General features: G+C 36.1%; 10 protein-coding genes. 6 read left to right on the forward strand and 4 right to left on the reverse strand.

Translation table 11 applies throughout. The features are described from left to right. Positions 1–67: 67 nt before the first annotated feature. The 5 genes from C1N55_RS04480 (at position 68) to C1N55_RS04500 (ending at position 7099) form a co-directional block, all read left to right on the forward strand. Positions 68–2308 carry an S-layer homology domain-containing protein gene (locus C1N55_RS04480; RefSeq protein ID WP_137727699.1) on the forward strand — a complete coding sequence of 747 codons (2241 nt, stop codon included), beginning with the start codon at positions 68–70 and terminating at the stop codon, positions 2306–2308. A gap of 211 nt (positions 2309–2519) precedes the next feature. After that, complete coding sequence (locus tag C1N55_RS04485; RefSeq protein ID WP_137727700.1) at positions 2520–3665, forward strand: polysaccharide pyruvyl transferase family protein; 1146 nt, start codon at positions 2520–2522, stop codon at positions 3663–3665. Next, on the forward strand, positions 3662–4762 hold the full coding sequence (locus C1N55_RS04490; protein WP_137727701.1) for a glycosyltransferase family 4 protein: 1101 nt from the start codon (positions 3662–3664) through the stop codon (positions 4760–4762). The genes C1N55_RS04485 and C1N55_RS04490 overlap by 4 nt, the downstream gene beginning before the upstream one ends. Further along, entirely contained in the window at positions 4759–6294 is a 1536-nt protein-coding gene (gene murJ / locus C1N55_RS04495) for a murein biosynthesis integral membrane protein MurJ (RefSeq protein WP_137727702.1), read from the forward strand. The genes C1N55_RS04490 and murJ overlap by 4 nt, the downstream gene beginning before the upstream one ends. A 226-nt stretch (positions 6295–6520) precedes the next feature. After that, positions 6521–7099 carry a TetR/AcrR family transcriptional regulator gene (locus C1N55_RS04500; RefSeq protein WP_137727703.1) on the forward strand — a complete coding sequence of 193 codons (579 nt, stop codon included), beginning with the start codon at positions 6521–6523 and terminating at the stop codon, positions 7097–7099. 48 nt (positions 7100–7147) lie between these two features. Here the strand turns inward: C1N55_RS04500 and C1N55_RS04505 are convergent, their stop codons facing one another. Next, positions 7148–8515, reverse strand: a complete 1368-nt coding sequence (locus C1N55_RS04505) for a S41 family peptidase (RefSeq protein WP_137727704.1) — start codon at positions 8513–8515, stop codon at positions 7148–7150. Between the two features lie 134 nt (positions 8516–8649). Then, on the reverse strand, positions 8650–9948 hold the full coding sequence (brnQ, locus tag C1N55_RS04510; protein ID WP_137727705.1) for a branched-chain amino acid transport system II carrier protein: 1299 nt from the start codon (positions 9946–9948) through the stop codon (positions 8650–8652). Positions 9949–10387: 439 nt separating this feature from the next. Here brnQ and C1N55_RS04515 point away from each other — a divergent pair, with 439 nt between their 5' ends. Next, positions 10388–11521 (forward strand): C40 family peptidase, encoded by a 1134-nt coding sequence (locus tag C1N55_RS04515; RefSeq protein ID WP_137727706.1) that lies wholly within the window; start codon positions 10388–10390, stop codon positions 11519–11521. 237 nt (positions 11522–11758) lie between these two features. Here the strand turns inward: C1N55_RS04515 and C1N55_RS04520 are convergent, their stop codons facing one another. Both C1N55_RS04520 and secA2 read right to left on the reverse strand, forming a co-directional pair. Beyond that, on the reverse strand, positions 11759–12661 hold the full coding sequence (locus tag C1N55_RS04520) for an accessory Sec system S-layer assembly protein (RefSeq protein ID WP_137727707.1): 903 nt from the start codon (positions 12659–12661) through the stop codon (positions 11759–11761). A 2-nt stretch (positions 12662–12663) separates the two neighbouring features. Beyond that, positions 12664–15024: an accessory Sec system translocase SecA2 gene (gene secA2, locus C1N55_RS04525; RefSeq protein ID WP_137727708.1), complete on the reverse strand. Its 2361-nt coding sequence runs from the start codon at positions 15022–15024 to the stop codon at positions 12664–12666. Between the last annotated feature and the right edge of the window lie 101 nt (positions 15025–15125).

Genomic DNA, 15125 nt, shown 5'->3' on the forward strand with positions numbered 1-15125 from the left:
TCTCTCTAGTGAAGCAGCTTTTTTACATAGATAATCTAGTAATAGAATAGGGGAATGAAAGATTGTTATGAAAAAAATAATGCTTACATTAGTGGCCTGTATGCTGGCACTAATGCCTTTCACGTCAGCAAGTGCAGCCGAAAAACCTTTGTCTTCTGGTGTTAAACTTACTCAATCTGTACATAAGGGAACCTATACGAATAATATCAATAACATACAAATAGACTTAACCGATTCATTTACGAAGGTGGGTATTGGTTTACCTAGCAGTTTTGCTAGTAGATCGACAACCACAAATATGGCCAACCGTGATTCTGTTGAAGGAAATCGAGTAGTAGGAGCAATCAACGGATCATTCTTTCATATGGAATCAGGACTTAATGGCTTTCCCATTTATTTAATCTCTAAAAATAATGAAATCTACTATGGGGGAATCATTTCGGAAGGCAATGATAGCTATGTGAATCAACCGATTGCCTTTGGAATAACATCTAATGGCCGTGCAGAAATTGATTCGTATAATGTAAATATCTCCTTAGCTCACAAAGGAAATACATATTCAGTTAGTGGAGTAAACCGACAACGAGAAGACAATGAATCAATTTTATTTACACCTCAAAATCATGAATCGATAACGAACTCTAATCCTTATGGAGTTCAATATGTAGTTCAAACAGATAGTCCTGTAAATTCAACGTATTTTGGGCAATCATTAGTGGGGAAAGTAGTGAGTATTCAACCATATGGCTCAACAACACCTGTTACGATTCCTAAGAACGGATTTGTCATTTCAGCAAAGGGTAGCAAAGCTGATGAATTACAAAGTGTTTTAGTCGGTGATGAGATTTCTGTTTCCATCGATATAAATGAAAAATGGAAAAATTCTCAGTTTATGTTAGCAACAGGGCCTATGTTAGTAAAAGACGGTCAACGGTATATTACGATGAGTACTTCCAGTTCAAAAGCAACTGAAAGAACTGCTCGTAGTGCTGTGGCCATCAGTGCTGATAAGTCCAAGGTAAGTTTTATAACAGTAGATAAAACGGCAAGCTCTAAAGGAATGAACCTAGTTGAATTTGCAAACTATATTGTCAGTTTGGGATATGACCGCGCCATTAATTTAGATGGTGGTGGTTCAACTACCATGGCATACCGTAATCATGGCAGCAATAATGTTATCTTGGCTAATTCACCAGTTTATGGTTCCCAACGAGCAATTTCTACAATTTTAGAGGCAATCAGTACTGCACCAACATCTGAAGCGAAAACGGCTAATATCACTCGAACAAAAGTGGGAACATTATTAGCTGGAACAGGCTCTCAGGTGACAGTTAACTATTTATTGGATGCATACTATAATCCTGTAGCAATTGATTCTAGTAAACTGGCATTAGTGTCAGAAGGTAAAACACTAAGAATCGAAGGTATGAAATTTATTTCAACTAAAGCAGCAAATGATCGAATTATTATCACATATAATGGCAAATCAGTAGGTTCATTCTCGGTGTCAGTCGTTGATGCACCAACTACAATGACGGTAAGTGGAAGTAAAGAAGTCGCAAAAGGAAAAAAGGCTGCTTATAGTGTAAACGCGAAAGATGCAAATGGTAATGGTTTAATTTATGACACTTCAATGGTGAAATGGTCAGTTGAAGGTAATATAGGGTCGATCGATAGTAATGGGGAATTTACAGCAAAAAGTGAAGGTTCGGGAAGTATTGTGGCAACACTTGGAACAAAGACGGTTTCATATCCAATCACAGTTCCAGCAGGCAGTATTTTTACAGATATAGCACCGTCTCACCCATATTACAGCCAACTGAAATATTTAGTTGAAAATGGTTATATTTCAGGCTATGAAGATGGATCATTTGGGCCGAATAATGAAATTACTCGTGCTCAAAGTGCAATTATCATTAGTAATGTTTTAAAATTAAATACAACCAACGTTGTAAATCCTAACTTTACAGATGTCCCAACTAAACATGAGTACTATAAACAAATTGCAGCTGTTGTGAATGCTGGAATCATGTCAGGCAAAGATGGTGGTAAAATTTTTGATCCCAACGGTAAGCTAACACGTGCTCAAATGGCAGTTATTATCGCCAATGCCTTTGATTTAACTGGTACTTCAACAAAGCAATTCTCAGATGTACCAAATGGACATTGGGCGTATAGCTTTGTACAAGCACTAGCAAAAAGTAATGTAACTACTGGTTACCCAGATGGAACATTTAAACCGAACACAAATATTAATCGTGCTCATTTTGGATTGTTTGTGTACAATGGCATTCACCTGAAAAAATAATAGAAAGCGCGTCTCATGAACCTGAGGCGCGTTTTTTGTGTGTAAAAATACACAATTTCATGCAGTCGGGATAGATTAAAAGGGATTAAAAAAGTATGTTCATTCAGTAGGATATTATATTAAAGTTCCATTAAGTAATGACTATCTAGACATCTTTGTATCCAGTTATATGGTATAATTACTCATTATAAAATTAAAAGGATGTAGATTCATGAAAATCGGAATCGTAGGGAACTACGGGAATGATAACAACGGTGACGAGGCGATTTTAGTAGGAATCCTTTCGCAGTTGAAAAGTACATTTTCCGTGAAGAACGAGGACATAACCGTATTTAGCAATAATACACAACAAACCTCTGAAAGATATGGGGTTAAAAGCTACCCACTCTACTATAAACAAGGGAACCTATATAAAACGTTTTATAAGACATATATGACAAATCAAAAGTATGTTTCACAATTTGATTTACTTGTTATTGGCGGCGGTGGAATCCTGATGGACTTCTATCGTCGAGAAGCCCATCTGTATGGTACGTATGCGCTTATGGCGAAAAATTCAAAGATACCATATATCGTATATGGCTGCGGGGCGGGGCCGTTGGATACAATCTCTGGACGCTTTATGATTCGCTTAATGTGCAAGCATGCCGAAAATATCTCGGTTCGTGATCCAGAATCTAAGCAGCTTCTAAAAGAAATTGGTGTCAAAAAAGATGTAAAAGTCATTGGAGATCCAGCTTTTTCATTACATAAACCAAAAGAGGTACAAGCAGCAAAACCAGTCAGTATTGGTGTTTCTGCAGTGCCTATTTATAATGCGAATTATTGGCCATCAGGTGATGTCGATAAATACGAAACGTATGTGAAAAGCATGGCCATCAATTTAGATCATACGATTGAAAACCAAAATGTAATCATTACATTTTTTGCAACGAAATATCCTCAGGATGTTTATGTAACAAAGGATATACAAAAATATATGAAGCATAAAGAAAAAGTAAAAATCATTGATGCCAATTTACATCCTGATCGTTTACTTGAAATGACAGCTTCTTTTGATATTGTCGTGGGAACTCGTTTACACTCGTTGATATTGGCAACCAATTCCCAAACGCCTATTATCGCACTTTCCTATCATCAAAAAGTAACTAATTTTATGAAACTAATTAATGCATCGGAACGTTGTATTTCATTAGAAGAAATCCAACAGAACCCAAATGTAATAGCGAAAGCAGTTGCGAATATGCAGAAAAATTGGGAAGAAGTTATGGAAGAAACAAAGGATATTTCTGAAAGACTGTATTCAGAAGCTATGAGTGGAAAACAATTGATGGTAAAGGCAGTGAAGGACAAATGAAAAAAGTTTTTGTAATTAGTAACATGTATCCTTCCAGCGAGCATCTTTCATTTGGAATTTTTGTTAAGAATCAAGTGGAAGCACTGAAAAAAGAAAAGATAGATGTCATTGTTGCCGCAAATGATAATCCGGCAACTGGGAAAAAGAATACCATTTTAAAATACGGTAAATGGGCGATGAATGTGTTTAGTAAGGCGATAAAAAATCGAAACCAGATTTCCGTTACTCATGCACATTACGTCTTTCCTTCAGGTGTATTTTCGTACATGCTAAAGAAAGTCTTTAATATTCCTTATATTGTGACAGCACATGGTGGGGATATTGAGCGAATGGCAAAGAAAAGTGCCAAGATCCGTAATTGGACACAAAAAATCCTGCAGGAAAGTAGTCACGTCATTGCTGTTGGACCGGTATTAGCAGAACAAATCGAAAATGATTTTAATGTCCCACGAGAAAAAATCCTAATATGCAGTATGGGGGTTAATTGTGAAGTTTTTCGTCCTGCCGATCAACAGGAAGTTCGGAAACAATTAGGTATTGATGAAGAAGGCTTTATCTATTTGTTTGTAGGGAATGTGATTAAGCAAAAGGGTGTAGAGGAATTATTGCACGCTTTTAAACAGGTACAAGAAAGTACTGGCCAAAAGGTGAAATTAGTAATCATTGGTTCTAGAAGAGATCAAAATTTTATTCAAAGTCTAGAGCCTTTACTGGACAGTTCTATTAAGTTAATCGATCCGCTTGAACAAACTCACCTTGTTAAGTGGTTCCAGGCAAGTGATGTTTTTGTTTTGCCATCTCATATTGAAGGCTTTGGCTTAGTTGCCCTGGAAGCGATAGCTACAGGAACTCCAGTGATTGCCTCAAGGGTAGGTGGACTTGTTTCTTTACTGGAAAATGGAGCAGGTCATTTAGTAGAACCTCACAATTCTAAAGAGTTAGCTATTGAAATGCTAAATGCCTTGAACACACCGAAAGAGCAATATTATCAAATGCAAGCAGCAGACGAAATCTTGTTTATTCATGATGCAAACGAAATAACGAAGCGTGTCATTGGGCTATACGAATCTGCTGTTAAAGGTGGGTCTGTCCAATGAATAAGTTCATAAAAGTTGTTGGTGCAGTAGCCATTATTAATATTGTGGCTAGGCTTTTCGGTTTCTTCAGGGAAATGGCCATTGGTTATCAATATGGCTTGTCTTATGTTGCCGATAGCATTTTTACAGCCTATACCTTACCGAACTTTTTATATTTAGTAATTGGCGGAGCTTTTACAACAGCGGTTATTTCACTCTATAACAAAAAGACAACCGATCAGGCGTTATTTGTTAAACAATCTTTTACAATCGTTTTAGTATCTGTGTCAATCATGACAATCATCGTCCTGTTTTTCACAACCCCAATACTCAATATAATTTACAACAAGAATTATGATATAAGTCCGGAAGAATTTGAGCTTGCGAAGCATTTATTTTATTGGATGATGCCTTCTTCGATACTTTTATGTCTAGCTTCATGGTATAGCGGACTTTTAAATATTAATGATAAATTCCATTTGTCGAGTGTATCGATCTTAATTTATAATGCTTTCTTTTTATTAATTGCGGTTGGCTTATCTTTTGTCGTTGGACCAATTGCTTACGGAATCAGTGCTTTTGCTAGTGCAGTCATCATGATTTACTTCCTTGTGGTTGGCTATCGTAAGCTTAATAGTCATCCTGTGGGATTATCATTTAAGCGTGATGCAACAACCAAGGAATTATGGTTAATGGTTTTACCCATTGCAATAGGTGGTGGAACACTGCAAATTTATGCAATGCTACAGCGTTTCTTTGTTATGTTTTTTGGTTTTGGAGAAAGTGCGATTTCCGTAGTAAACTATTCATCTCGTTTAATGCAATTTCCGCAAGCCATACTAATTACGGCTGTTACGACGGTCATTTATCCAATTTTGAGTAAAAAAGAAGCGGAGGATGATTATGCATCCATTAAGAATTTATATAGCAAAGGCCTGCATTATTTATTGCTGCTATTGATTCCAGTTTCGATTTATTCATTTTTCTATTCAAAAAATATACTGCAGGTTGTATATGAAAGAGGAAATTTTACAGCTGAAGCAACGATGATTACAACACCAGTATTACAAATCTTTGTCTTATCCATGTTTTTCTTAGCGGCAAATACGTATATTACACGTTTCTATTATGCAAAAGCAGATTCTATGGCACCCGTTGTGTTCAGTCTTATTAATGTTTTTGTGATCAATATTGCGGTAATGTATTTAATGGCAGATGCAACTGGAGTTAATGCGATTGCATGGGGTACATTGATTAGCTCGATTATTAATACAATCATGTTAATTGTCTATGCGCACTTTAAATATGATTTAAAGCTGGGTTCAGACAAAAGAAGTTCTGACATGGTCAAATCCATCGTTTCATTTATTTTAATTGCCATTGTCATGTATGTATCAAGCACTTATTTAGAGTTTGATAATAAATGGGTTACATTTGCAGTAGGTTTAATCATCTTCACAATTGTTACTTTAGGTTCATATTTACTATTCGGCATAAAAGAAGTGAAAGACTATTTACTCACTATCAAAAATAAATTATTTAAAATATCCTAAGATTAGAGCACCTTATATAAGGTGCTCTTTTTTAAAAATGATATTTAGGTTAATAGTACTATGCGAAATGTTGCTGAAGTCATTGAAAGTCACTCGAAAATTCAGAATTTTATATTTTAGTGAGTCTAAAGTCTTTTTAATATTTGTATAATGTATTATAATGTTATTAATATAGTAATAGTGAAAATTGATGTTAGTAATAATAAGGATAAGGTGGAACGGTACTATGGCACGTGGAAGGAAAGTAAACTCAAACGGTGAAAAAAGCAAACAATTACTGCGTGAAAAAGCAATTGAATTATTCTCAACTAACGGCTATTATCAGACTAAAATTAGCGATATCGTCAAAGCGGCTCAAGTAACTCAGCCTACTTTTTACTTATACTTTGAAAGTAAAGATTCGTTATTTCACGACTTGCATCAACAATTTCAACAAGATCTCTTTAATATTCTCGATGAACCATTTGACCAAAAGGATATCCAACTTCTAAAAGCCGTTGAAAAGCTACTCCAATACTTTATAACAAATCCAATGCTAACAAAGATTGGGTTATATCAGTCTGAAGAAGCATTCTTAGTAAAAGAAAAGCTAGTGGAGAAGTTTGAAGAAATTCTAGAGGGGCAAATTAATAATTATCCAAACCTGCAAAGAAATGATATACATATTATTTCACAAAGCTTTTTAGGATCCATTTTGCGTTTAACTGATGCATTTCTACTAACGAATAAAAAATCAGCAAAAGAGCTTGCCGAGGATTTATTCTCAATCTATTTTAAAACAGAAGCTGATTTAGTTACATCCTAGTAAATAGAAATCCCCACCAAGAGAGTGCGACTCTTGGTAGGGATTTTGTTATTTTTGTACAGTGACCTTTAAATAGTGGCCTTTTATCATAGGTCGACCATTTTTATCTTTAATTGTAGGCTTAATGATGACCATATATTCACGACCTTTTTGTAAGGGGGAAGAAGGCTTGATAACTAATTGTTTGCCAGATACTTCTATAGAAGCATTGATGGCAGTACCACCTAATTGTACGATTTCTACATCAGTTGACTCGATTTGAGCTGTAATTTCTTTATTGAAATGAATCGTAAAAGTTTTTGTCGTAGGGACGTTTGTTAAACTTGGTAGTTGTTTATAAGTTTCCAGATTTTCAACAATTTGATCAAAATGTGCTGAATATAATGGATTGGAAGCTGTAATGATATTTGGTTTAATGCCTATATCTTTCACGATAGTACCCTTAGGACCAAAGAATTCAGCAATTGTCAGCTTTAAAACACTGCCATCAGGGAAAGTGTAAAAGGATTGCATTGTTCCTTTGCCATAGGTTTGCTCGCCATACAAAATCGCTGATTGTTGATCTAATAACGCAGCTGCTGTCATTTCAGATGCACTGGCACTATAACGATTCACTAAAAGACGTGTTCTCGTAGGAAATACGATTCCCTGTTGCTTTGCCTTTATAAGTGAAGTTGAAGTAGAGGATTGCATCTTATAAGCATACAGTGCACCTGGGAACATTCCTATTAGCCTTTCTGCTGTTAAAACATATCCACCACCATTATTCTGTAGATCCACTATAAAAGAAGTAGCGCCTTGGTTGAGCAGTTTCGTATAAGCATTCGCTACTAATTGAGCGCCATCTTCTGAAAATGAATTTAAAGAAATATATCCAACATTGTCATATAGAAGCTTCGTATTGACATTTGGCAGGGAAGATGAACGAAGTTGAATCGACTCCGTTACGGTTGTCCCATTAGTTTTTAAAATCTTCATTTCAATCATCGTATTTTCTTCATTTAATAATAATGCTTGAACTTCTTCAACACTCATTTCCACTGTGGAAAGACCGTTTACTTCAGTTATAAGATCGCCGACTTGGAAGGTAGATTGAGAAGAACTGCTTTTATTCACTACTTCTACTATTAAAATACCTTTTTCGTGTTTTTGTATAACAATTCCGAGTCCAGCAGATGCGTTGTTGATTGTGTCCATATAAGATTCATATTCTTCTTTTGTAAAATAGTCGGAATAAGGATCGAGCATGGCGATTGCTTCTTCTATCGTTTTTGCAGAGTTAAGATTCCCATTAATCGGACCTACGTAGTCACTTCGTATAATCGTTTTAATATCATCAAGAGTAGCTGCAAATGTTTGGAATGGAAGAAGTAATAATAGGATGACACTTAAAAGCATGGATGTATATTTTTTCATAGGCAGTACTCCCTTACTTCTATTAATAATATAATTATATCTTTTTAATACAAATTTACTAGATAGTATTTAATATTAAAGAATCTACAAAAAAACTCCTCATTTACTTAAATCAAGTAAAAGAGGAGTATTATTTATTTCGTCATTAAATGAATAATCCATCCGATGACCATTCCGACAATTGCAGGCACGAGCCAACCAATACTTTGATCATAAAGTGGTAATAGATTTAGGATGTTTTCATACCAACCAATGCTGAAACCGGCTGTTTTAATTGCATCGTACAAGCTAACAAGGGCAGTTGCAATTAAAGCCAAGCTATAAACGATTGGAGCACGGTTGAATAGCTGATCGAACAATACTAAGAACATCAAAACAATTGCGATTGGGTAAATAAACATTAATACAGGTAAAGTAATTGAAATTAGTTTTGATAACCCAAAGTTTGAAATGATGAAGCTAAATAATGTAAAGACAACTGCTAATGCTTTATAGGAAAGTTTAGGGAATAGCTTATTGAAAAACGTTGCGTTCGCTGATACTAATCCAACTGCTGTTGTAATACATGCCAATATGATTACGGCAGATAAAATGATATTCCCAAAACTTCCGTATAGTACTCTGGCAGACTCCGCAATAATACTGCCGCCATCACCAATATAACCAATTGAATCAATACTTGTCGCCCCTATATATTCAAGTGAAATATAAACAAAGGCTAGTCCGATTGCAGCCACAATCCCTGCAAAAATAGTTGTTTTTACTTGTTTTGCTCGGTCCTTAATTCCTTTTGCTTGTAAGGATTGCACAACTACAATTCCAAAAACAAGAGAAGCAAGCACGTCCATAGTTAAATAACCTTGAATAAAGCTTTCAGAAAACGCGTTCGTCGCATACACACCATGAGGCTCACCGAATTCACCCATTGGCGTGATGAATGCTTTAATAGCAAGTAACGCGATGATAATTAATAAAGCAGGTGTCAAAAATTTACCGATTCGATCGACTAATTTTGATGGATTCAATGAAAGATATAGCACAATCGCAAAGAAAATGATCGTTGAAATCAGTAAACCACTTGCTTTAGCAGATTCGGATAAAAATGGTGCAATCCCAATTTCATATGTTACGGCACCAGTACGAGGAATCGCAAAAAGTGGCCCGATAGATAAATAAACAACAGCAGTAAATAGAATGCTGAATAGTGGATGTATGCGATTCGCAACAACCTGCAAATCCCCACCATTTTTAGCTACAGCAATAATCCCGATCAACGGCAAACCTACCCCAGTAATAAGGAATCCAATAATCGATGGAATAAAGGCTGTTCCGGCATTTTGTCCCAACTCCGGCGGGAAAATAATATTACCTGCTCCAAGGAATAATGCAAATAGCATAAATCCAACGGCAAGATTCTCTTTAATGAACTTCATAAAAAACAAAATCCTTTCTGATTGAAAAGCAAAAACTTTCAAAAAATTTATCGCAAAATTCGACATCACAAGGATGAATTATACCACATCCGATAGATAAATGAAATAGCATATTCATATTATTATCTTTGATTTATTTAAAAATTTATATTTTTCAAAAATATATTTGGGTTAAAAGAATTATTTTGGGAGATTTGAGCATCCAGAGAGTAAATGGTATTTGAAGAAATCTGTTTGACCAATAACAAGTAGATTTATCGTTACATTGATAAATACGGCTACAAAATGAAGTTATTTTTTTGTACATCGTTCCTAAGTATATAAATGATAGGGAAATCTAGTCAAAGAATCATAGAATTTTGGAAAACGCGATAGAAAATTGTCACATAAATAGTTATTATGGAAAGGGAGGGATAATTTACTAGAAGGGGAGCCGAGAATGTTACAGAAAAAGAAGTTACTATTACTAAGTACAGCACTAATTACGACTGCAGCAATCGCAGCACCAATGGCAGAAGCATCAAGTTACACTGTAAGTAAAGGGGATACCTTAACGAAAATCGCCAATGCCAACAAAACCACAGTTAACCAGCTGAGACAATGGAACAATTTAAAAAATGATGCTATTTATGTAGGTCAAAAACTTACTGTTAGTGCAACAAAGCCAACAACATCGACGAATAAACCACAGACTCCAACTAAAACACCCGCTGTAACAAATGCATCTACTTATAAAGTAGTTAAAGGAGATACCTTATCTAAAATTGCAGTAGCTGTGAAATCGACAGTGGCAGACATAAAAAAATGGAACGGATTAACTAGTGATTCGATTTATGTGGGTCAGCAGCTTAAAATTGGTGAAGTAAATAATGTTACTTCCAAACCACAAACGCCACCAAATAAAGACGTGCAACCAGGGCAGAATACAAATGTGCTCAATTATCAGGTGGTCAAGGGTGACTCCTTAGCGAAAATTGCCACTAAATTCAGTGTAACCGTTGCTGATTTAAAGAAAATGAATCAATTAAGCTCTGATTTAATCTATATTGGACAAGTGTTAAAATTAAACGTTTCTTCTACTGACGGAGAACCTGATACAATACTTGATCCAGAGGAAGTCATCGAATCTGATTTAATCATTGACTCAAAACTATCAAGTGAAAATGCGATTAAAAATAATGTGTCAGCTACTGGACAAGCAATTTATGCCCAAGTGCTTAAAATTGCTAAATCTCTAACTGGAACACCCTATATATTTGCAGGGAATACGCCTGCCGGTTTTGATTGCAGTGGATTTGTGAAGTATGTCTTCTCAAATGCAGGCGTAGACATTACAAGAAAAAGTAGTAATGACTATTTCATGAATGATACTACAATCGTTGAAAACCCAATTCCTGGGGACATCATTTTCTTCAAGAACACGTACATTGAAGGAATCTCGCACATGGGAATTTACATAGGAAACGGCGAATTCATTCATGCTGGAAGTAGTGGGGTTCAAGTTTCAAAACTTTCCTACGATTATTGGACTTCAAAATTTGTCGCATTTAAAAGATTTAATCAGGTCAAGTAGTAGTAAATTTTAGATTAAATAGAGTGATGCAAGAATGCGGGGTACCCCACATTCTTGCGTTTTTATTTTGGAGAAGAGGCTGATTGGCGGATATATAAGATAAAGTGGCGGATATTCGACAAAAGTTGGCGGAAATAGTAACCAAAGTGGCGGAAAAACAATCAAATTTGGCGGATATCCCCGGTTTCCCAAACATTCTCAAACAAAAAAGGTGACCCAAACTGAGTCACCTTCTTATTATTTCTGTTGATTTACTCGGGCACTCCAACGTGATAAATCAAATTCGCCTTCAGCAACTAATTCTTCAGGGAAGATGAAAGTCCAGGGCTTTGTAGAGTTAGGCTGAACCGATAAGACTGGGTCCAGTCTAAAGGAACCTTTTGCAACTTGTTTTCCATTGGCATCGACAATTTCTAATGGCAGTTGTTCGATATTGATGGCTTTGTTATTGCCGTTTCGAATAAAGATGGAAGTAACCAAGCTTTTGTCGTCTTGCATTTTCGCTTGTAAGCCTGTGAAGTTTACTTCATTTTTACCTAGCTTCGGTAAATTCTTTACGATATTTACCAATGCTTCTTGTTGGTCTTCAGGAAGCTGATTTTTCCATGTCTCATCTAAATCTAATTGATGACCTCGAAGTGAGATAAGATTGAATGCAATTTTCCAGCCATCTTCTGGAACTTCCTCCGTCGTCAATGTGCTTTGATCGAATGAAAACACCCATGGACGTGCACTTTGAGCAGGTAGGGAACCAAGATCAGCAAAATTAAAGCTTTTTGATCCAATTTGTTTGTCATTTTTATCTAATAGAAGTAATTCAATTTCTCCTAGTTGAATTGCTTGTTCTAGTGAAGAACGTACAAATGCCTTAACATTCCAGGCGTTTGTGTTCGGATCTACCTCAATATTAATAGCGGCTAAAGATAATTGATTTGGCTTTAACGGCTGCAATTCATTGGCTAAGAAATTGAAAATATATCGTTGCTCTTGTGGGACATGCCATTCTGGATGGAAAGAAAGCTTTGTTTCGATATTATTAGAATGCTCTTCCTTTTTCCCGTTTTGACCTAAATCCTTTGAATCGATGGCACTATCTGCTCCGACTTTGTCCGTCTTTTTGAAAAATGAAAATAAACCCAAGGTTATTCCTCCTCTGTATTGCTTAAAGACTTCATAAATGCGACGATTTCTTCTACGATTGAACGACGGAGCTCTTGATAGTTTTTACCGAAAAGTTCCAATCCTTCTCTTTGATAAATACGCATCGGGTCTTCTTGTTGGTACTGACGTAAACCAATTCCTTCTTTTAAATGACTCATTTGCTCTAAATGGCGAACCCACATGGAGTCAATGAAAGCAAGCATCACACGTGGAATTACTTGCATAACTTGTTCATTTTGTTCAAAGCTTTCAATTGTTTGAAGTAATTCATCCAATGAAGGTTGAACCGACTCTAACAGTCGTTTTACTTTTGTCTCTTCACGATCAATCGTTACTGGTGTTAAGAAGAGGGAATTAACTGTTGATTCCATCTTGTCGAAATTCCATTCGATTGGGTTCAGCTCTTCTGGAGCGTTATCGCGAATGGCGAAATCCACTGTTTCATTTAACATTGTTTTTAACTGGCCGATTAAGTCCTCTTGTTTTAAAACATTATCGCGTAAATTGTAGATTACTCGACGTTGGTCATTAATCACATCATCTAGTTTTAGGTTATATTCACGCATTGAGAAATGTGCACCTTCAACGATGCGTTGCGTACGGTTGACTAATTCGATTACTTCTTTATTTTGGATACGTCCCAAATCATTTGCGACTAATTTCTTTTGGAACTTTTCAACATCTTCTTTTGCAAAACGGCGGAACATATCGTCCTCCAATGAGATGATGAATTGACTCTCACCTGGATCTCCCTGGCGACCAGAGCGTCCACGTAATTGATTGTCTACACGACGACTTTCATGTTTTTCCGTACCTATTACATAAAGACCGCCTAGTTCTGCAACCCCTTCACCAAGAACGATGTCTGTTCCTCGTCCAGCCATGTTCGTTGCAACTGTAATGCGTCCCTTTTGACCGGCTTGGGAAATTAGCTCGACTTCTTGTTCCACAGTTTTTGCATTTAGTAATTGATAGTGTAATCCTAACTTATCTAAATAGGCTGCAACCTTTTCAGATTGAAGAATAGAGGTTGTCCCAATTAAGACCGGTTGTCCTTTTTCATGTCTTGCTAAAGCTTCTTCGGCAACATGTTCGTATTTCTGCTCTGTATTTTCGAAAACGATATCAGATTGGTCCATACGAATTCGAGGACGGTTTGTTGGAATCTGAATAACGCTCATTCCGTAAACCTCTTTAAATTCCTGTTCCTGCGTTTTACCAGTACCAGTCATACCGGCTAATTTTGGGTACATACGGAAGTAGTTTTGAATGGTGATTTGAGCTTGGGCTTTATTTTCTTCCGTAATTGTAACGCCTTCTTTTGCTTCAATTGCTTGGTGTAAGCCGTCTGACAGAGAACGGCCTTCCATAATACGACCTGTAAACATATCCACTAACTGGATTTTGTCATCCTTGACTATGTAATCCACATCACGCTCGAACATCACATGTGCTCTGACTGCCTGAATGACATAGTGGTAAAGCGTTTGGTGATCTAAATCATATAAATTATCCACACCAAATGCAGCTTCAACCTTTTCAATACCACGATCTGTAAGAGAAGTTGCTTTTGTTTCGTCATCGAAATCGTAATCTTCATCTTTTTTGAAGCGTTTTGCGAGTAGTGCGGCAATTCGATGTAATTCTTCATTGGCACTCATTTTTCCAGCAATGATTAACGGCGTTTTAGCTTCATCAATTAAAACAGAGTCAACTTCGTCAATAATGGCAAAATGATATGGACGTTGCACTTTGTCTGCAATTGTGTGGGCCATATTGTCTCGCAAATAGTCAAATCCGAATTCTGTTCCCACACCATATGTAATATCAGCGTTATAGGCTTCTTTCTTTTGGTTAGGTTCCATCATTGGTATATTTAAACCAACTGTCAAACCAAGGAATTGGTGAATCTGACCGATTAACTCGAAGTCACGTTTTGCTAAGTAATCATTAACTGTAATAACGTGTACACCTTTACCTTCTAATGCTCGAACATAAGAGGGAAGAGAAGCAACTAACGTTTTACCTTCACCAGTAGGCATTTCAGAAATATTTCCTTCTGTTAACACAAGCCCACCAATTAGCTGCACATCAAAGTGACGCATATTCAGTACACGCTTTGAAGCTTCTCGAACTACTGCAAATGCATCAGGGAGAATGTCAGAGATATTTTCGCCTTTTTGTAACCTTTCCTTGAATTGAAACGTCATATTTTTTAGTTCATCGTCTGTCATCGATGAGTAAGTAGATTCAAGTTCATTAATTTGATCTACAATTTTATAGTATCTTTTTAATTCTCGAGTACTTGTTTTTTCCTTGTTTCGATTAAAAATTGAGAACATTTATTTTACGCTCCTTTAAAAATCATCTACATATAGTAGACACTTAGTTATTCTATCAAACTTTACAAGGTATGACCACTTATCCCTAAGGAGAAACTAAT

It is taken from the genome of Lysinibacillus sp. SGAir0095, from assembly GCF_005491425.1.
In the GTDB taxonomy this organism is placed as follows: domain Bacteria; phylum Bacillota; class Bacilli; order Bacillales_A; family Planococcaceae; genus Ureibacillus.

Coding starts and splice junctions, on each gene's coding strand:
- C1N55_RS04515 (WP_137727706.1), top strand. CDS start 10,388: ATGTTACAGAAAAAGAAGTTACTATTACTAAGTACAGCACTAATTACG.
- C1N55_RS04485 (WP_137727700.1), top strand. CDS start 2,520: ATGAAAATCGGAATCGTAGGGAACTACGGGAATGATAACAACGGTGAC.
- C1N55_RS04500 (WP_137727703.1), top strand. CDS start 6,521: ATGGCACGTGGAAGGAAAGTAAACTCAAACGGTGAAAAAAGCAAACAA.
- brnQ (WP_137727705.1), bottom strand. CDS start 9,948: ATGAAGTTCATTAAAGAGAATCTTGCCGTTGGATTTATGCTATTTGCA.
- murJ (WP_137727702.1), top strand. CDS start 4,759: ATGAATAAGTTCATAAAAGTTGTTGGTGCAGTAGCCATTATTAATATT.
- secA2 (WP_137727708.1), bottom strand. CDS start 15,024: ATGTTCTCAATTTTTAATCGAAACAAGGAAAAAACAAGTACTCGAGAA.
- C1N55_RS04480 (WP_137727699.1), top strand. CDS start 68: ATGAAAAAAATAATGCTTACATTAGTGGCCTGTATGCTGGCACTAATG.
- C1N55_RS04505 (WP_137727704.1), bottom strand. CDS start 8,515: ATGAAAAAATATACATCCATGCTTTTAAGTGTCATCCTATTATTACTT.
- C1N55_RS04490 (WP_137727701.1), top strand. CDS start 3,662: ATGAAAAAAGTTTTTGTAATTAGTAACATGTATCCTTCCAGCGAGCAT.